Source organism: Streptomyces sp. A18 (genome assembly GCF_059026065.1).
Map to the genome: position 1 here is coordinate 137501 of NZ_JBWLKL010000008.1, position 18246 is coordinate 155746.

Here is an 18246-nt window from a genome sequence, read left to right on the forward strand (position 1 = left end):
TACGGGGGGAACCCCTGGCTCGTGCGCGGGCCGATGACCAGTCGGCTCACTTCTTACTGCGTCAGTGCTTCAAAAAACGTCACACCTGCCGCGCGCGGGGCATCCGAGCAGGTCAGAGCCGCGTCGGCGGCGGGCAGGGAGGGGCGCTTCAGGGGCTCGGCAGTTCGGGCTGCGCGCTGTACGAGTCGCTCGGATCGGGCGTGGGCGTCGGCTTCGGGGCGGGGGCCACGATCGGCGGGACGGGCTTTATGCCGCCGTTGCCCCAGTGATCGTTGCCGCCGGATGACCCGTCGTCGCCCTTGTCGCCGTCGTCGTCACCGCCGCCACCGCCGCCCTTGCCGTCGTCGCTGCCGCCGCCGGTCTGCTCGCGGTCGCTGCCCGATCCGTTCAGGACGCGACCGCAGAACTCGGTCACCCGCTGGGATCCCTTGGCGGCTTCCTCCAGGCGGCGCCTCTTCTCGCCCTGGAGTTCGCCGCTGCGGTAGTCACGGCAGGCGGAGACCACCTTGCGGTACCAGTCCTTGGCCTCGTCATCGCGCTGCGGATCGCCGGTGCCGGGCTGCGTGGTGCCCGCGCCGCCCTTGGACGCGCCCTCGGATTCCTCGACGTCCTGCGGCGGCGCGCTGCTGCCGGGTGCGCGCGAGGGGTCTTCCGGGGTGGTGGTCACGTCGTCGGGCTCCACGTCCGGGGTGCCGCTCGCGCCGTCCGACGGGGACGCGAGCGGTTCGGGCGAGGCGACGGACGACGCGGATGCCGCAGGGCCCGGCTTGCTCCGGTCGCCGAACGGCGAGGGCAGCACGCCCGTTCCCGCCGCGACGGCGACTCCGCCGACCATGCATCCGGCGAGCACGGCGGCGAGACCGTAACGCACGGGGCGCGCCCAGCGGGCGGGGCGCGAAGGGGCGCCCGAGCGCCCGATACGCACCGTATCGGGCGCTCCCACGCGCGTAGAAGCTGTCCGTGCCGAGGGGACACGAGCCTCCCTGAACGCCGCGAGCGCGGCGGCCTCACCAGGGAGTTCGGAGGAGATGTCGGCGGGTACGACGGAGCCGGCGCGGTCGTCCGCGGCCAGCGCGGCCAGGGCCTTGGCCAACTGTGCGGCCTGTTCCCGTGCGTGAGGGTCGGTGCTGTCGATGGCGGTGCCGTCGATGGGCTCACCGCTCAGCAAACGTTCCGCCGCGTCGCGGTCCAGCCACCTGTAGTCCTCGTCGGCCATCACATGTCCTTCTGCGCCCGCGAACGCGAATGCGTCACACCGGCAGATGTAACTGGACGCCCGCGAGGTTCCCTCTGAGGCGGTACGGCGTCCAGCGCTCCCGCGCTCGACGGTCCCTTCGCGCCGTCCGCACCGTCCGCTCCGTCCGCGTCGTCCGCTCCGAGCAGTTCCGCGAGCCGCTTCAGGCCGCGGTGCGCGGCGGTACGAACCGCTCCGGGGCGTTTGCCGAGGGTCTCGGCCGCGCTCTTGGCGTCGAGGCCGACGACCACCCGGAGCACGACGGCTTCGGCCTGGTCCTGCGGGAGCTGGGCTATCAGGGCGAGGGCGTCGCCGGTGGCGAGGGACTCCATCGCCTCGTCGGCGGTGTTCGCCTCGCCCGGCTTTCCGGTGAGCTCGGTCTCGTCGCCGCCTATCGCCGGGCGGCGGCCCCGCATGCGTATGTGGTCGAGGGCGCGGTTGCGCGCTATGCGTGCGGCCCAGCCGCGGAACCGGTCCGCGTCGCCGCTGAACCGGTCGAGGTCACGGGCTATCTGCAGCCAGGCCTCGGACGCGACGTCCTCCGCGTCCGGGTCACCGACCAGTGTCCGTACGTAGCCGAGCAGCCGCGGGTGCACGGCGCGGTACACAGTCCGGAACGCGGTCTCGTCCCCGTCCTGCGCCGCAAGCACCGCGGCGGTCAGTTCCGCGTCGTCCCCCAGCACAACTTCTCCCTATGCGCCTACACCGGTTGCGGTCCTGCCCCCGCAGCCTGGCGCGAAGCAGCACGCTACGGGCTGAAGTGGGCTCACGTCCATGTTTGGTACAACGCGCAACTAGCGCGTGACGGAACGCGGTGTGACAGAAAACGCACGCACGGCGCTGAAGGGAGTACGGGCCGCGTGCGGTCCGTCCGCGTGACGGCCGGGGTCTCTCCTGTGGGGGGTGGCGACCCCGGCCGCTCACCTTGGCTGGGGCCCGCGGGAGTTTCCCCCCTTGCTCCACCCCACCGGAGCTTCGGTTGCTGGGCCTTGGCTTGGCCCCCGGGCCGGGGCAGGGCTTTCTTTTTGTCCGCGGGCTTGTTCGTGGCTGGGCGCGGCAGTTCCTCGCGCCCCTGTGGGGCGGCTGCCGGGCTCTTCCCCTGCGGGTGCGTTGTGGCTGCGCGCGCCGTTCCCCGCGCCCCTGCCGGGGACGCTCCTAGCGGGGCTTGTTCGTCCTCTTCTTGGAGGCCTTGGGCTGGGCCGGCTTGCTCTGGGCTTCGCCTTCGCTCTTGGATTTGCCCTTGCTCCCGCCTTTCGCCCCGTCCTTGGCCTTGGCCTTGGCCCCGCTCTCGTCCTCGGCCCTGGCCCCGCCCTCGTCCTCGGCCTCGGCCTTCGCTTTGGGCTTCGTCTCGTTGAGTGCTTCCGGATGTGTCCGCGTCTGCTCCGGTCGTGGGAGCGGTGGTGGTGTCCGGTGTTCTGCCGGGGGCGTGGTGTGGGGTGGGGGCCGGTGGTCGGCGGTAGGTGGGGTGCCGCCGTCCTGGGTGCGGGACGCGTTCATCGTGGCCAAGGCGCCCCCGCCCAGCAGCACGCTCGCCAGCACCGCGCCCACCGCCGCCCGCAGCGAGACCAACGCGCGGCTTCGTGCGCTGGGGCGCCAGTCGTCGCGGCGGCGGGTGCGTGCCCGGTGGTCACCCTCGTCCCGCGCGGAGCGGAACGCGGCGACCGCGCGGTGCTCTGCCTCGGTGTCGATGGTGCCGGGGCGCACCGCCTCGCCCAGCACCGCGTCCACGCGCTCGTTCGCGTCCATCCTGAATCCCGATTCCCCGGTCATCCCGACTCCCCAAGCGGACCGGCGCCGTCATCCGTCACACCCCGCGCCGCACCCAACTGCTCGGCGAGCCGCTTGAGCCCCCGGTACGAGGCGGTCCGTACCGCCCCGGGGCGTTTACCGAGCACCCGCGCCGCCGCCGGGGCGTCCAGGCCGACCACGACCCGCAGCAGCACCGCCTCCGCCTGGTCGCGCGGCAGCCCGGCGATCAGCGCGAGTGCCTTCTCCGTGGAGATGGATTCGAGCGCCTGTTCCGGCGTGCGGTGCGGCCCGGGAAGATCGAGTACGTCCTGTTCGAGGGTGGACGGACGCGGCCTGACCTTCTGGCGCCGCAGATGGTCGAACGCCCGGTGGCGCGCGATGGTCGCCGTCCAGCCGCGGAAGCCCGCGCCGTCGCCGCGGAACCGCCCCAGATCGCGGGCGATCTCCAGCCAGGCCTCGGCCGCGATGTCCTCGGCGGTCTCACCGTCATGGCCGACCAGGCCCCGCAGATAGCCGACGAGCCCCGGCTGCACCAGGCGGTACGCGACCGCGAAAGCCGCCTCGTCGCCCTCCTGCGCCCCCGCGACCGCGGCGCCAAGCTCCTCGTCGCGCGCCCTTGCGCGTCGGGGTTCCCCTCCTCGACCCACGCTTTCCCATCCGTACCGCTACGGCACAGCTCACCGTGTCCGTGCCCCCACGGTGAGCTGCGTCAAGGCCGCCAGAAATGTCACAGGCCCCGGGATGGTGGCGGCCCCTCAGACCTCGAACACGGAGCCCCCGCCGTCCATGCCGAGCGCTTCGAGATCGAGGACGAGGGACGGGTCGGGGGCCCGCGCGACGACCGGCTTGCCGTAGTCGGACATCCGCATCTCCATCTGCTCGTCGCCCCGCTTCTGCGTCATGCCGACGATGTACGGTTTGTCGCCCGCCGCCAGATAGACCGTCATGTCGCGGCCGCCGTCCGTCGCGGCGAGCGGGGTGACCTTCTCGCCGTGCCACCGCCTGTCCGGCAGAGCGCGCGCGCCGCTCAGGTCGTTCTCCGACGAGCCGTCCAGCTCACCGAAAATCTTGTCCAGGTCGCACGTCTGCGTGGGTGACACCCCGCCCGGCGCCCTGCCGCCCGTCGGGAGCTTCACGTACTTGCCGCGCGCGAGCTCCGTACGCTCCCTGGCCGTGGCCCCCGCCTCCGGGCCGCGCGCCACGCCGGCGTCGCGGATCGCGTCGAGCGCGTCGTCCGAGAACCGGAAGTAGGCATCGCCGGTGCCGATCATGAGCACCTCGCCCCTGTTGGTGGGCCCGGAGTCGAAAGTTCCGGTGCAGTTGTTCCGGCGGTCCATGTGCACGGAGACCTTCTGGTACTTCCCCGGGGCGTTCATCTCGACCCCGATGCGCACGGAGTCGGTGTCCTTCAGGAGCCGCATGGCCTCACGCGAGAGCCGCTCGCCCCGCACCTCGTCGGCGGGCTTCTGCGGCTCCGCCGGTTCCGACGGCGTCCGCGTGACCAGTCCCTCGTACACCTTCCCCTCGCCGCCGCCGCAGGACGCGAGCGCGCCCATCACGAGACAGCAGGCGACTCCACGCACCCACCGGTGTCTCTTTCCCACCCACCGGTGTCTCTTCCCCACCACAGAAACCACGCTCCCCACCCGCACTTGTCTTCCACTCCCCGTTCACAGCTGTCAGGTGACCCAGCGCACCGCCACGTCCACATGTCACACCTCAGGAGTGCGGGATACGTCACGTCACATTTCGCCCACCCTCGTACAACCGTTTGACCCTTGGGGTGGTCGTAAGCACTCGTTTTGGTCAACCGGCAATTCACCGGCAATTCCGCTAAGGGGTGGGGCATTTGAGCCCGCGCAAACCGCGCGAAACAGCGCGAACCACGCACGCGTACAGACCGCTGAGTCTCAAGCGCAGGGCGTGGCTGACGATCGGAGCCGTCGCGCTGGGGGGCGCGGGGGCCGTCACGTACGCGATGGCCGATCCCTCTACGGGGGATCCGACGGACGAGGTCTCCCGCGGCAAGCGCCCGGTGAGCGTGCACGACATCGCGCTCAAGGCGGACGGTGCCAAGGAGCGGGAGCTGCCGCGCACGTCGACGAAGCAGTTCTCGCTGCTCGGCGTCTCGTGGACCGGCGTGACGAAGGAGCTGGAGGGCACGGCCCAGGTCCGTACGCGCTCCATCGAGACCGACAAGTGGACCGACTGGCAGCACCTCGACCTGGAGCTGCACCTTCCCGAGAAGGTCGAGGCGGGCATGCGTGCCGCCTCCGAGCCGCTGTGGGTCGGCCCATCGGACGGCGTGGAGGTCCGCGTGGTCGGGGCGGACGGCACCTCAAGTACCGCTCTCCCCAAGGGGCTTGAGGTCAACCTCGTAGACCCCGGTGTGACGTCCAAGGAGGCGAAGAACCCGGCCCTTGACGGCTCGGCGATGGCCCCGGCGGCGTTCGCGGCGCCCGTGCCCGACGAGTCGGAGACGCCGGTGCCCCCGAACCCCGAGACCGGCGGCGGAGACGGCTCACCCGCACCGTCGGAAGCCCCGACGGAAACCCCGACGGAAGCCCCAACCGAGGCCCCGACGTCCCCCGCACCCACGGACGCCCCCTCCCCCACCGCCTCCCCCGACCCGGAGCCGGAGCCGGAGCCCACGGTTCCGCCGGCTCCGCCGTCCACGGTCACCAAGCCGCCCATGATCGGCCGGGCGGCCTGGGGCGCGGACGAGTCCCAGGTCGAGGACCCGCCGGAGTACATAGACAAGGTCAAGGCGGTCTTCGTCCACCACACGGTCGGTACGAACGACTACAGCTGCGCCCAGTCGGCGTCCCTGGTCCGCGGCATCATGACGTACCACGTGGAGACCGAGGGCTGGAACGACCTCGGCTACAACTTCCTCGTGGACAAGTGCGGCCAGGTCTTCGAGGGCCGCGGCGGCGGCACCGATCTGCCGGTGCGCGGCGCGCACACGTACGGCTTCAACGGCGAGTCCGCGGGCATCGCGGTGCTCGGCGACTTCGAGGGCGACCCGGCCACGAACAAGCCGGCGGGCAAGCCGACCCGCGCCGCACTCCAATCCGTCTCACGCGTCGCGGCCTGGAAACTGGGCCAGTACGAGGGCGACCCGTCCGGCAAGGTCACGCTGACGGCCGCGGACGACACGGGCGTGTGGAAGAAGGGCGACACCCCGTCGCTGAACACGATCTCGGGCCACCGGGACGGCTTCGCGACGGCCTGCCCCGGCAAGAACCTGTACTCCAAGCTCGGCGAGATCCGACGCTACGCGACGAGCGCGGGCCGCAACTCCGCGATCCCCACGGCGGACTTCAACCGCGACGGCATCACGGACCTGGTGGCGGGCACGCCCAAGGCATCGGGCGGCGTAGGCACGCTGACGCTGATCCCCGGCGGCCTTGACGGCCCAGTGGCCGGTTCCAAGAAGACCCTCACCCAGTCGAGCCCCGGCGTCCCCGGCGCCTCCGAGGCGGGCGACAACTGGGCGGCGGCCACGGCCTGGGGCGACATCAACGGCGACGGATACGCGGACCTGGCGATCGGCGCCCCCGGCGAGGACGACGCGACGAACAAGGACCGCGGCGCGGTCACGATGCTCTACGGCCCGGACTTCACCTCCGGCACGGACATGCAGTTGGCGGACGACTTCCACTACCCCGGCGCCAAGTTCGGCTCGGCGGTGGCAGTCGGCGACTTCAACGCGGACGGCAAGGCGGACGTCTTCTCGGCGTCCACCGGCACCGGCGGCACGTGGGCGGCGCGCTTCAAGGCGGGCAGTGAGGTGGGCGGCACGCTGACGTCGGGCGACACGGCCATCTCGTACGCCGACGCGGCATCGGGCGACTTCAACCGCGACGGATACGCGGACGTGGCCCTGAACTACCGCGACCAGGCGGGCACCGGCCGCGTCCAGTGGTTCAAGGGCACGAGGTCGGGCCTGAGCAGGGTCGGTTCACTGTCGGTGAAGGGCGGCCGCTCCCTGGCGGTGGGCGACGTGAACGGCAACGGCTACGACGACCTGGTGATAGGCCAGCCGTACACGGCGGAGTCGGGCGCGCACGCGGGCGGCCAGGTGACGGTGATCCCGGGTACGTCGACGGGCTTCACGACGACAGGCATGAAGACGATCCACCAGGACACGTCCGGGGTCCCGGGCGCCGCCGAGTCGGGCGACGCGATGGGCTGGTCGGTATCGGCGGGCGACTTCAACCTGGACGGTTACGCCGACGTCCTGACGGGCGCACCGAACGAGGACATCACGAGGTCGGGCACGGCAAGAAAGGACGCAGGCACGTCGCTCTTGCTGAAGGGCACGTCATCGGGCCTGACGGGCACGGGAGCGCAGGCATTCACCCAGGACACGGAGGGAATCACCGGCTCCACGGAGTCGGCGGACCGCCTGGGCGCGTCGGTGTCCCTGACGGACCTGTCGGGCTACGGCCGCGCGGATCTGGCGATCGGCGTGGACGGAGAGGACACGGGCAACGGCACGATCCTGCAGCTGGACAGCGGCTCGTCGGGCGTCTCGACGACGGGCGGCGTCTACTACGGGCGTACGCAGTTGGGGACTCCGACGGGGGCGCACTTGGGGCAGGTGCTGACGCCGTAGTGACGGCAGGTTCCTGAGCGGTACCTATGCGCCGTGCTGCTCCCCGGAGTTGGGGGTAGCACGGCGCTGGGCGTTGCGGTGCCGGCCACGGGGGATCACGGGAGATCACAGGGGAGGGCACGGGGGACCAGCCCCGCCCTCCGCGCCGGGAGGCTACGGCGCACCTCCCCCACGCCCGCAGGGCTCGGCACCCCGCACCCCACCTCTCCGCATGGCAGCACGCACAGCGTCCGCACCGCGCACGGCGGTCTGGACCCCGGCAGCGGTCTCCGCCCGCCCCTCGGCGGCTGATCTGCCGAATTGCAGAAAAGTTCCACACCGCACCCGCATCGGCGCAGGTCATCGCCCCGGTGGGTGGAACTTTCCCGCAACTCGCTACTACGCCACGGGGATGATGTGACTCTCCAGAACGGTGTGCGGGATCGGCAGCGGACCTCCCGGCCGGTGCGCCAACGGCGGACTCACCACCACCCCCTGTTGATCGCAACGGTGAATCGCTCGACGGCAGTCCTACGCCGGGCACCGAAGCCGAAACGGCAGTCATGACGCTCCTCGCGCCAGACCACCGTCAACCGGCGCCCCTTCGGGACGAGTTCCGCCGAGCACTCCCGGCGCGGCGCGGACCAGAGGAGGTCTGTCGCGACATCCGTGATCTTGTTGTGGGAGAACACCAGCACCCGCCGGTTGGTAACCACGAGAAAGCCGCCCACCCCAACCCGTCGCCTCAGCAGAGTGAGCCGGTCAGGCCCGACCGGGAAGGCCGCAACCAGCTCCTCACCGTCATCGAGCAGGGCCCTCACCCGCGCAGGGTTCCTCCACGCCTGCCCGCCGCACAACACCGTGAACGCCAGCCCTATACCCAGGCCGTTGAACCACGGGCGCGAGTCGGACCCGAGAGCGACATTCACCAGAACGAGCGCCGAGGGCATGACGCCCAGGCACCACACGACCACGATGAGCCGGGACCTCATCCCCCGCCGAGCCACGCGCCGCAGCCGTACGTCGAACCCCTCCATCAACACCCCCCAGCTGCTTCAGCACACCGCCCGTCTCTCCCGCCGCGTGGCATACCCGCTCCCCATTGGACGCCGCCGAGGAGGACAGACGGGCTCCCCATCGCAGGCCAACTGCCGTGCCAGCCCCCGCAATCCGCGATAGGTAGCCGCACGCACGGCCCCAGGCCGCTTACCGAGGACTTGCGCGGCTGCCGGCCCATCGAGCCCCACCACGACCCGCAAGAGCACCGCCTCACCCTGGACCGGCGGCAGTTCAGCCACAAGCCCCAGGACGCGCGAGGTGGTCATCGACTCCAGGACCTCAGCGGCGGTGTCATCGGCGGCCGGCAGAGCGAACGCGTCCCACTCCAGGGGGGAGGCCCGCGGCCTGGTCTTCTGGCGACGGAGATGGTCGATGGCACGGTGCCGTGCAACGGTTGCGGTCCAGCGCCGGAAGTCGGCCCCGCCCCCGCGAAACCGCCCCAGATCCCTGACGATCTGCAGCCACGCCTCGGAAGCCACGTCCTCGGCATCCTCGCGAACGAGCCCACGCAAGTACCCGAGAAGCCCGGGCTGGACGCACCGATAGACGACCCCGAAGGCCGCCTCGTCCCCGTCCCTGGCACTCCCCAGGGCCCGCGTCAGCTCCTCATCGCTGGCCGACGCACGGCGATATTGTTCCCCACCCTGCCCCACGCTCTCCTCTTAACCCCGCTGACACTGTTCACCGTGCCCGTGCCCCCGAGAAGGACCCTCCGTGAGCGCGGCGAACTACGCCACACCCCGAGAGCGCCCCGGAAGGGTGAGGTAGAAGGTCTGCAGTGACTGCTCCGCAGTATCAGCGGCGGCGTCAAAGCAATTGACGACCTTCCCCAGGGGATTCCACACCCTCTCGTCCGGCATCCGTACACCCACAGAATGCCCAAAGAAGTGGCGCTGGCTTTCGTCGAAATCGACCCAGACGGCACCCGCCCGCCGCACCAACACCTCCCCCACATAGGCGCCGAGCCCCAAGAGCGCCCCGGCAACCTCGTCACGCCCGCGCCCACCCTTGCGCAGCCCCTCGATGAGGAAGTCGACGACCCGCAGACTCGCGACGGAGAAATCGAGCGGCAACCGATTCCGCACGGTCACCCGCGCAACGAACTCCCGGGCCTGCCCCCGCATCTCCTCGGCTCTCGGCACCCGTCTTCCCTCACCGTCCATGACTCCCACCCCTTCATCTCGGCAACCGAGAGGGCGCGCGACCGCACCCTCCTCCTACCAAGCGGAAGTCATCTCTCTACCGTGACGGCTCCGAGTCGTGCCCCTTCTCACAGGGTCAACTCCAGCCAGCTGTACAACCATTGGACACACTCATGAGTCCCGCGGCCGTGTCACTACGATGGATCAATCGGGTAGAAGTCCGGCTCCGGGAACATCTGGGCGATCGAGAACGGTTCGAAATCCGGGTCCGCCAAGACGCGGTAGATGAATTCCGATGTGCTCACGTCCACTTGACGCCACGGATAGCGTTCACCCCGCGTGACAACAGGCCAACTCGCCGGGTCGTCTTCTGCAGAAGCGAGCCAAAAATACCCGCACTTCAGCTCACCGTACCCCCAAGGAATGAGACCGCGTCGGCCGGGCCGATAGATCTCATACGGCTCGAATACGGGATCCGCCCCCTCCTGTGGAGTGCCGTCCAAATGCCTCCGCCAGGTACGAGCCAGGTCGAAGTGGCCCACATGATCAACAGAGAGGACTTGCAAAAATTCCGAGAACTCGCCCTTTCCGAACGTTTCCGAGATCCTCTTGTAGTCCTCGGGGAGTGGCGTTCTCAGCTCTTCCTCAATATCCCTCCATGGGATGGCGATATTCAAAGGATCCCAGTTCACAGCCGAGACGAGTCGCTCAACCCACATGCGTCAAACTCCTAACCGTTGCTCACGCCAGGGACCGTGCCACCATTGGTGGCACGGTCCCTGAATTCTAACCGGTAACCTCATGCAGCCCTAGGGCACGTTGGGGACTTTGATGACCCCCTGGCTTCCGGCACCGCTGGAGCTTTGCCAAACTATGTCAAAGCGATCCGGCAGTGGATTCTTGCCATTCGGGTAGTGAACCATGACTTCATAGTAGACAGAATGGTTCCCCTTGATCTCGGATGCCACCTGCTCCTCCACCGATGCCATTACCCTCTGGTTCACGTCGGGGTACATGGGCGCCAGGTTGCGAATGTCCTCGCCTGACCCTCCGAATCGGTTGGCGATCAAGTGACCTCGGTGCAGACCCTTTCGGTAGAGCGGCCCGCCCTTCTGCATCGCCTTGGGGATGAATTTGGGGTCCTTCGTGGGCCAGACCGTCTCTGTCCCGAAGATCCCGTCACCGCCGCTGATCTCGCCGGTCTTCTTGTCCACATTGTTGATGTCGTCACGGTTCAAGCAGCCCAAAGCCCCTTGAGCTCGCCCCCCGCCGTCCAGCGGCATGTAATACAACATGCTCTGGCCGCCGGCACAGTCCTGCTTCTGGAACGGGAACCGCGCGGCACCGGGCTGCCATTCCTTCTCTGAGCCCGGCTTGGTCAACACTCCCTTGTCGTAATCCGGCTTGGCACCGGGCTCCGACTCGTACCCGTTGGACGCAGTGGGCGAGTTCCAGCCGACGACGTTGAGGAAGACCTCGGCGGCAGTCGTAATGCCACGGCCAGCCGTCTTGGTGGCGGCCTTCGCCCCGCCTTTGATGGCTCCGACGGCCTTGTCGATCACGTCACTGCAGACACCGCATCCGAAGATGTGGCCGTCCAACTCCACATTGCCGACGGGGTTGCCCCCACCGAAGGCATAGCGGTTCCCCGTCATCGGGTCACTACCGAGCCCCATATCCGCAAGAGCCCCGTTGTACATATCCCGAGTAGTGAACCGATTGAGCCCCGGACTGTAATCACGGAACCCCATGTCATACGTGGCCGAAGCCGCGTCCCACCGCTTTGAGTTGAAGCGGTACGGGTTGTACGCGTCCTTCGTGGGGTCCCCGGCGTCCGGCTTGTCGATTCCCGTGAAGTCGGCCTTGTCATCCGACCCGTACGCCGAATACCCGTACGTCGCCTTCGTGTTGCCGTCCTTGTCGGTCAGCGTCTCGACGTCCGTGTGGCTGTTGTAGCCGTAGTACGAGTCCTCGGTCTTCCCGTCCGCCGCGTGCTTGATCTGCGAGAGACGATCTCCCCACGGCCCGTACTGGTACGACTTCGTCAGCTTCCCTGCGACCTCCTCGCCCAGAACCTCGCCCGACATGCCGAGGTAGGTGTAGTCCGTCGACTTGCCTCCCGCATCCGTCCGTGACGACGTGCGGTCCAGCGGGTCGTACGCGTACTTCGTCGTCTTCAGGGCGCCCGTCGACGCGTCCGCCTTCTCGTGCTGCTTCACGCGGTCGAAGCCGTCGTACGCGTTGCGCTCGATGACCTTGCCGCCCGACGTCACCGACTCCTGGCGACCGAAGGCGTCGTACGTGTGCGATGCCGACGCGCCGCCCGTCGTCGTCTTCAGCAGACGATTGCGGTCGTAGCCGAACGTCGTCGTCTTGCCCTTGACCGTCTGCGAGATGACGTTCGCGTTGTCGTCGTGGACGTATGTCTCGGTCCCTGCCCCGTCGCCCGTACGCGTCGACTTCGCGAGGCGGTCCGCCGGGTCGTACGTGTAGTCCGTCGTCGACGACACGTACTTCGTGTGGTCGTCGGCGTTCATCTTCTTCGCCACGTCCTGCGCCTTGTTGCCGTTCGCGTCATAGGCGTAGGTGTGGGAGGAGACGAGGGTCGTGCCGTCCGGCTTCTTCTCCGTCTGGGACTTGAGCGCGCCGTCCAGGTAGTAGGCGTAGTCGACCTTGTTCTTGTTGGCCTTGTTCTCCGTCTTGCGCTCGCCCCGGTACGTGTAGTCGTACGTCGTGACCTTCGGTGACGCGTCCGACGCCGACTTGCCCACCGTCGCCGTCCTCACCAACTCGCGCAGGTCGTAGGTGTACTTGGCGTACTGGTCCGGGTGGGTGAGCGTCTCTGGCTGGCCGTTCGCGTCGTATGTGTACGACGTCGTCTTCTTCTCCTGGCCTGCCAGCGCCTCCGCGACCTTCTCGACCTGGTTCAGGCCCGTGTACGACATCGTGTACGCGTCGACCTTCGTGCCCGTCGAGGTGTCGTCGATCGACGTCAGGTTGCCGTTGATGTCGTACGCGTACGCGAAGCGCTTGCGCTCGGTGTCCGCCGCCTTCTCCGCCGAGTTGTCGCGGACCAGCTTCACGGTGTCCGCGGGCGCCTTCAGGGCGGCGTTCTCGCCCTTCTTGTAGGTGGCGGTGCCGAGCTTCGTCCACTCGCCCGACTTCCCGGACTCCGCGTACGCCGTGTACTTGCCCGCCTTCGCGATGTTCAGCTTCCAGGTGTGCGGGGACGACTCCGTTCCCTTGCCCCCGCTCGCCTGCGACTCGTACGCGACCAGCTCACTCGCGCCCACCGGAATGCCGTCGTCGTCACGCGACTTGAGCTTGCCGTCGGGGTAGTGGCCCCAGCGCATCGTCCGGCTCGTCGAGCCGCCGGCCGACGTCAGTTGGCGGGCCGTCTGCTGGCCGAGGGCGTTGTAGTCGTACGTCGTGCGGATGTCCCACACGTCCTGCGACGTCTTCACCCAGCCGTTGTCGTAGTAGCCGTACGTGGTGTCGTTGCGCGTCGTCTCGCCCTCCGAGGGCGGCATCGACGTCTTCGCCACCCGTCCCACCGCGTCGTACGTCGTCTCCGACCAGACCTTCCTGTTGTAGCGGGGGTCCTTCGGGTCGTACGGCTGGATCTGGCGGGAAGGGCGGTTCAAGGGGTCGTACGTCGTCTCCGCGACGAAGTCGTCCGGTTCGTCCTCCGTCGCCACGCCTCTCGGCGTGAAGACCTTGACCTGGTTGCCGACCTCGTCGTAGCCGAACTTCGTCGTGCGGACCTTCGTCCCCTCGTGCGGGGTCTCCACGACCGCGAGTTTTCCGCGCTCGTCGTAGTGGTTCCTGGTCGTGTTCTCCTCCGCGTCCGTCGTCGAGACGGTCAGGGAGTCCTTGTCGTACGCCTGCTTGACGGTGCGCCCCGCCGCGTCCGCGACCGCGACCACGCGGTGGTTCATGTCGTAGTCGGTCTTGGTCGTGTAGTCGTCCGGGTCGGTCGTCGCGTTCTTCTTGGGGTCGATGACGCGGACCGGGTTGCCGACCCCGTCGTAGACGTAACTGACCTTGTCCTTCTTGGCGTTCACCACCGACGTGAGCTGGTAGATCTCGTCGTAGGTGTTCGTCGTGACGTAGTCGTCGGGGGTGGCGGCTGTCGCTGTGCCCTTCGGCTCCGTCGTTGTCCTCAGGTTGCCTACGCTGTCGTACGTGTACGCCGTCCTGCGCTCGCCGGAGGTGTCCGTGTCCTTCGGCGCGGTGGCCGACACGACCTGGTCCGCGTCGTCGTAACTCGCCGTGGAGACAGCGCCGTTCGGGGCGGTCGACTTGGTGACGTTGTCGTTCGCGTCATACTCGGGCGCCGGAGTCGTGATGAACACGCCCGCCGCCTGGTCCTTCGGCGCCTTCGACACCAGCGGGCGGCCGAAGCCGTCGTACGTCTGGGTCGTCTTCTTTCCCAGGGCGTCGACGACCTCCGTCACCTGGCCGCGTGCGTCGTACTCGGTTGTCGTGATCTTCGCGAGGGCATCCGTCGTGGTGCGTGGGTAGCCGGCCGCGACGAAGTCCTTGTACGCCGTCGCGTTGCCGTTGGCGTCCGTCGCCCGCGTCAACTGGCCGTAGGCGTCGTACTCGTACGACGTCGTGTAGTCGCCCTCCTCGGACGAGGCGACACCCTTCGGGTCCGTGACCGTCTTCAGATTGCCCTTGGCGTCATGGCCGAACTGCCAGACACGGCCCTCCGCCGAGGTCTTCTTGGTCAGGTCGGCCGAGTAGCCGTCCTCTCGGGTCCTGTATTCGTAGCGGGTCGAGTGGGCCGGGGCCTTGCCCGGTGCGCAGTCCGCCTCCGAGGGGACACCGCCCTTGTTCTCCTCCGCCGAGCGTTCCCAGAGCGGGTAACCGGTCCTCGCGTCGTAGCAGTACGCCGTCTTGGCACCGTTGTTCTCCTCCAGGAGCGTGACGTTGTGGTCGTCGTCCCACGTCGTCCTGGTGGTCTCCGACTTGGCGTTGGTGACCTTGACCGGGCGGTCCTGCGCGTCCGTCGTGTACGTCGTCGCGTGCTTCTCGGCGTCGGTCGCACTGGTCTCGGTGCCGTTCTCCGCCGTCGACTTGTACGTGAAACCGGTCGTCGCGCGCAGCCGGTCCGTGATCGTCTTGGTCGACGCCATGGAGTCGGGGCCTTCGGCGTACTCGACGCCGGTCGCCTTGCCGCGCGGGTCCGTGACCTTGGTCAGCTTGGTGTTCTTGTTCCCCTGCGCCGCGTCGTACGCGAAGTTGAAGACCTTCGGCTGCGCCGCGCCGTCGCCGTCCGTGAGACGCCCGAGGTGGCCCTTCTCCGTGTAGAGGAAGGAGACCTTGCGGCCCGAGACGTCCGTCATGGACTTCAGGTGGTCGTAGATCTTCGGGTTCCACAGGTCGGTGCCCGTGGCCTTCTCGCCCTTGTCGTCGATGTAGTCGTACGTCGCGTCGCCGGCCCCGTAGTAGTCGAGCTTCAGGGAGCTGCGGCCCGCCGGATCCTTGATCTCCTTGAGGAATTTCACCCAGCGGTTGCCGGAATCGCGCACCTCGTAGACGTACGTCTGGGTGTTGCCGTTCTTGTCGATGACCGCCGTGAGATAGCCGTCGCAGCCGATCACGAACCGCGTGCCGTCGGGGCGGGTCAGTGTCCAGGCGTCCGGAACCTCGGGGCTGCTGCCGGTCTGGCACACCTTCGCGACGTCCGGCTTCGCGGTGAGCCGGTAGTGGTAACCGGCCGACGGCTGCCAACTCCCGTCCTCCTGCTTGCGGAACAGGTGCTGCGTGCCATCACCGTCGATGACGTACGCCTCGCCGGGCTCCGCGTCCGGGTGGAAGTCGAGCATCGAGCCGAGCCGCAGAGGCCCTGCCGCCTGCGCCGACCAGCCGTGGCCGAGCTGGCTGTCGGAGGTGTCCTGAGCGTTGTAAGTGAAGCGCGCGAAGGTGTTGATGCCACGGCCGGGATTGGTGAAGGCGTTGTACGACCACGTCGCGTTGCCCGAACCGAGGTTGTTCATCAGGGTCGAGCCCGCGCCGGTGTTCTTGCCCGTGTACGCGTGCTGCTTCTCCATGCCGACGCGGTCCGCGGTCGGGTCCTCGACGGCCGTGGTCTGCTCCAGGCCGCCGATGCCCGGCTTCTGCGAGAGCCAGCTGCCGTCGGTCTTGTTGAGGATGTCCCAGGTGAGCGTGTAGCCCGAACGCCGGTTGCCGTCGGCCGTGTACGGCGACTTGACCGTCGCGTTGACCGTGGCGGTGGCTCCGGGGGCGAGGGCCGGGATGTCGGCCTTCAGCTGGTTGTCGGCGGTCGTGGCGTCCGTGCCGTCCGGCAGGGACCACTTGTACGACAGCGCGCGCTCACCCTCCGGCCAGGCGGTGGTCGTGGTGTTCGTGACCGTGACGTCCACCGGGTAGGTGTTGTTCTCGGACATGCGGGTGGGCGTGTCCGGCGCGTAGTACGTGTCCCAGGGGGTGGGCTCGGCGGTGATGACGCGGAGCTCGGGCCGCTGCGCCGTATTGGGTGTCTCGCTCGACAGGAAGCGCACGGGCTTCCGCGCGGCTGCCGAGGACTCGCGCGCCCCGGGTGACTCGTCGGCGGCGCTCAGGAGGACGCCCTTGTTGGTGCTCGGGCGCTTCTCCCACTGACGGACGAGCGAGGTGACGTCCCAGGTGTACGCCCCACCGCGGGCGGTGGTGTCGGAGACGGCCGCCGACGCGTCGCCGCCGCCGGTGGTCCACGGGGTATTGGCGCCCGCCTTCTTCCAGGTGGCGGACTTCTCGGTGAACTCGCGCTTGAGCGGGCTGAGTTCGAGGAGTCTCTGTTTCCCCTTGGATGCCCTCCCTGCCGCCCGTAGGCGCAGATCGGCCTGGAGGACGGTCGCCTTCTTGGGGATGCCGGAGGTCGGGAACCTCAGGGCCGCGCGTGTGGTGCCGTACGCACCACCGTCGTCCGCTCCGACGCTCAGCCACTTCTCGTCGAGGTTCGCCCCCGGCTCGGCGGAGGAGAGCGTGGTGTCCGTCTGTCCGGCCCGCATGCTCCGTAAGGTGTGCCCGGCCTTGGGCACACCCACGCGGCGCACCGGCGAGGCGAGCAGACGGCCGTCCCTGGTCTTCACCAGGAGGCGGTACGAGTAGCGCCGCGCTGTCTCCGTCGCGCTGTCGGCCGAGGTCGGCTCGGCGGTGGTGTCCTTGTAGGAGGTCGCGCCCTTGGCGAGCGGGGTCACCAGCGTGGCGCCGGTCGCCTTGAAGTCGGGGCGGGTGGAGCGGTGCAGCTGGTAGCCGACCAGGTCGTCGCCCGCGCCCTTTCCGGATGTGTACTTCGGCCAGGACAGTTCGGCGCCGGTGCCGTGGACCACCTTGGGGGCGTCGAGAGTGGTTCCGCCCTCGCCGTAGGTGACCTTGGGGTCACGGGAGTTGGCGGGGTACTTCCGGGGTGGGGTTCTCGGGATCTTGGGGCCCTTCGGCGGGCCCTCCCCCCCGTCCGCGGCCGGCGCCCGCACGGGCGCCGGTCTCTCCTCCGTCTCCGCGAAGGCGGCTTGGGGCAGCACTGTGCCCACCACCGCCGACGCGACAAGGCCGACCAGCAGCCTTCGATAACTGTTTCTCACCGTGTCTACTACCCTTCCGGAGCCTTCTTCCGTAAATTCGCGCAGCTCGCTCGCATGAACTCGTACGAACTCGCACGAACAGAAAGAGGGCAGGATCGAGTACCGCTCGAGGAATTCCAGGAGCGGCGCAGAAGCATGGATCAAGTGGCAGGCGAGAGTTCTACGCAGTCGTTCGATGCCGCGTCAACAGCCTTGACATTACGGACACTCGGTGATCTATCGCGATATCTTCTCCCCCTGGTGAACCCTCCTAGATGTGCTGTATAACCAGCCGGAATTCGAAGGGCACACATCGGCTCGGATCACTCATGGGGTGGGGATATGACAAAGGAAATGGCGACTGAAGTAGCGAATGAAGTAGCGTCCAAAATCAAGGACTCCGTCGATACGGAGTACGTCACGGGAAGCGAAGCCCTGGCCGACGCGAAGGTGGTCGGCGAGATCTCGAACCGGCGCGTGGTCGCGGTGGGTGCGGTGCTGTTCGGCGTCTGCGCCGCCTTTGTCGCGTACGCCTTCCTCGGCGGCGACGAGCCGGTACAGAGACCCGTGCCCACGGCATCGGTGACCTACCGCATCACCGGCACGGGCGACGCCAGCGTCTCGTATCTGGCGCGGAACACGGAGGGCAGCGCCACCGTAGAGGCAGGTGTCGAGCTCCCGTGGAAGAAGACGGTGCGCGTACCGCTCGGCAAGGATCCGGCCGTCAGCATTCAGCTCGGGAAGAAGGGCGGTGAGGCGAGCTGCGCTCTGGAAGTCCGGGGCGAACACAAGCAGCGGGCCACCGCATTCGGTTCCTACGGTCGGGCCACCTGCACCGCCGAGTTACCCGCCCGCAATTCTCGCTAATGTTCCCGAGAACATTTCAACTGG

The 18246-nt window shown here is 68.4% G+C and carries 12 protein-coding genes; 2 read left to right on the forward strand and 10 right to left on the reverse strand.

Features of this window, described 5'->3' with window-relative positions; translation table 11 throughout:
* Positions 1-148: 148 nt before the first annotated feature.
* From AC5P1C_RS15920 to AC5P1C_RS15940, 5 genes are all read right to left on the reverse strand, one after another.
* A complete protein-coding gene (locus AC5P1C_RS15920; protein ID WP_493866474.1) occupies positions 149-1216 on the reverse strand; it encodes a hypothetical protein in 1068 nt (355 codons plus the stop codon).
* The gene (locus tag AC5P1C_RS15925; RefSeq protein ID WP_493866475.1) at positions 1216-1917 is read right to left on the reverse strand and encodes an RNA polymerase sigma factor; all 702 of its coding nucleotides are present in this window, start codon (positions 1915-1917) and stop codon (positions 1216-1218) included. The genes AC5P1C_RS15920 and AC5P1C_RS15925 overlap by 1 nt, the downstream gene beginning before the upstream one ends.
* A 472-nt stretch (positions 1918-2389) precedes the next feature.
* A complete protein-coding gene (locus AC5P1C_RS15930; protein ID WP_493866476.1) occupies positions 2390-3004 on the reverse strand; it encodes a hypothetical protein in 615 nt (204 codons plus the stop codon).
* Complete coding sequence (locus tag AC5P1C_RS15935; protein WP_493866477.1) at positions 3001-3630, reverse strand: RNA polymerase sigma factor; 630 nt, start codon at positions 3628-3630, stop codon at positions 3001-3003. The genes AC5P1C_RS15930 and AC5P1C_RS15935 overlap by 4 nt, the downstream gene beginning before the upstream one ends.
* Before the next feature lie 108 nt (positions 3631-3738).
* On the reverse strand, positions 3739-4566 hold the full coding sequence (locus AC5P1C_RS15940) for a hypothetical protein (RefSeq protein ID WP_493866478.1): 828 nt from the start codon (positions 4564-4566) through the stop codon (positions 3739-3741).
* A 257-nt stretch (positions 4567-4823) separates the two neighbouring features.
* Here AC5P1C_RS15940 and AC5P1C_RS15945 point away from each other — a divergent pair, with 257 nt between their 5' ends.
* Entirely contained in the window at positions 4824-7604 is a 2781-nt protein-coding gene (locus AC5P1C_RS15945; protein ID WP_493866479.1) for an FG-GAP-like repeat-containing protein, read from the forward strand.
* 461 nt (positions 7605-8065) lie between these two features.
* Here the strand turns inward: AC5P1C_RS15945 and AC5P1C_RS15950 are convergent, their stop codons facing one another.
* From AC5P1C_RS15950 to AC5P1C_RS15970, 5 genes are all read right to left on the reverse strand, one after another.
* The gene (locus AC5P1C_RS15950) at positions 8066-8620 is read right to left on the reverse strand and encodes a hypothetical protein (RefSeq protein WP_493866480.1); all 555 of its coding nucleotides are present in this window, start codon (positions 8618-8620) and stop codon (positions 8066-8068) included.
* Positions 8621-8638: 18 nt separating this feature from the next.
* On the reverse strand, positions 8639-9295 hold the full coding sequence (locus AC5P1C_RS15955) for an RNA polymerase sigma factor (RefSeq protein ID WP_493866481.1): 657 nt from the start codon (positions 9293-9295) through the stop codon (positions 8639-8641).
* Between the two features lie 75 nt (positions 9296-9370).
* Entirely contained in the window at positions 9371-9805 is a 435-nt protein-coding gene (locus AC5P1C_RS15960; protein ID WP_493866482.1) for a hypothetical protein, read from the reverse strand.
* A gap of 173 nt (positions 9806-9978) precedes the next feature.
* Positions 9979-10503: a hypothetical protein gene (locus AC5P1C_RS15965; protein ID WP_493866483.1), complete on the reverse strand. Its 525-nt coding sequence runs from the start codon at positions 10501-10503 to the stop codon at positions 9979-9981.
* Positions 10504-10593: 90 nt separating this feature from the next.
* Positions 10594-17376: a DNRLRE domain-containing protein gene (locus tag AC5P1C_RS15970; RefSeq protein WP_493866484.1), complete on the reverse strand. Its 6783-nt coding sequence runs from the start codon at positions 17374-17376 to the stop codon at positions 10594-10596.
* 333 nt (positions 17377-17709) lie between these two features.
* Between AC5P1C_RS15970 and AC5P1C_RS15975 the strand changes: the two genes are divergently transcribed.
* Complete coding sequence (locus tag AC5P1C_RS15975; RefSeq protein WP_493866485.1) at positions 17710-18222, forward strand: hypothetical protein; 513 nt, start codon at positions 17710-17712, stop codon at positions 18220-18222.
* The last annotated feature ends 24 nt before the right edge of the window (positions 18223-18246 follow it).

Excerpts from the sequence above, each read along its gene's own strand:
- AC5P1C_RS15920 (WP_493866474.1), bottom strand. The coding sequence starts at position 1,216 with ATGGCCGACGAGGACTACAGGTGGCTGGACCGCGACGCGGCGGAACGT.
- AC5P1C_RS15930 (WP_493866476.1), bottom strand. The coding sequence starts at position 3,004 with ATGACCGGGGAATCGGGATTCAGGATGGACGCGAACGAGCGCGTGGAC.
- AC5P1C_RS15950 (WP_493866480.1), bottom strand. The coding sequence starts at position 8,620 with ATGGAGGGGTTCGACGTACGGCTGCGGCGCGTGGCTCGGCGGGGGATG.
- AC5P1C_RS15960 (WP_493866482.1), bottom strand. The coding sequence starts at position 9,805 with ATGGACGGTGAGGGAAGACGGGTGCCGAGAGCCGAGGAGATGCGGGGG.
- AC5P1C_RS15965 (WP_493866483.1), bottom strand. The coding sequence starts at position 10,503 with ATGTGGGTTGAGCGACTCGTCTCGGCTGTGAACTGGGATCCTTTGAAT.
- AC5P1C_RS15975 (WP_493866485.1), top strand. The coding sequence starts at position 17,710 with ATGGCGACTGAAGTAGCGAATGAAGTAGCGTCCAAAATCAAGGACTCC.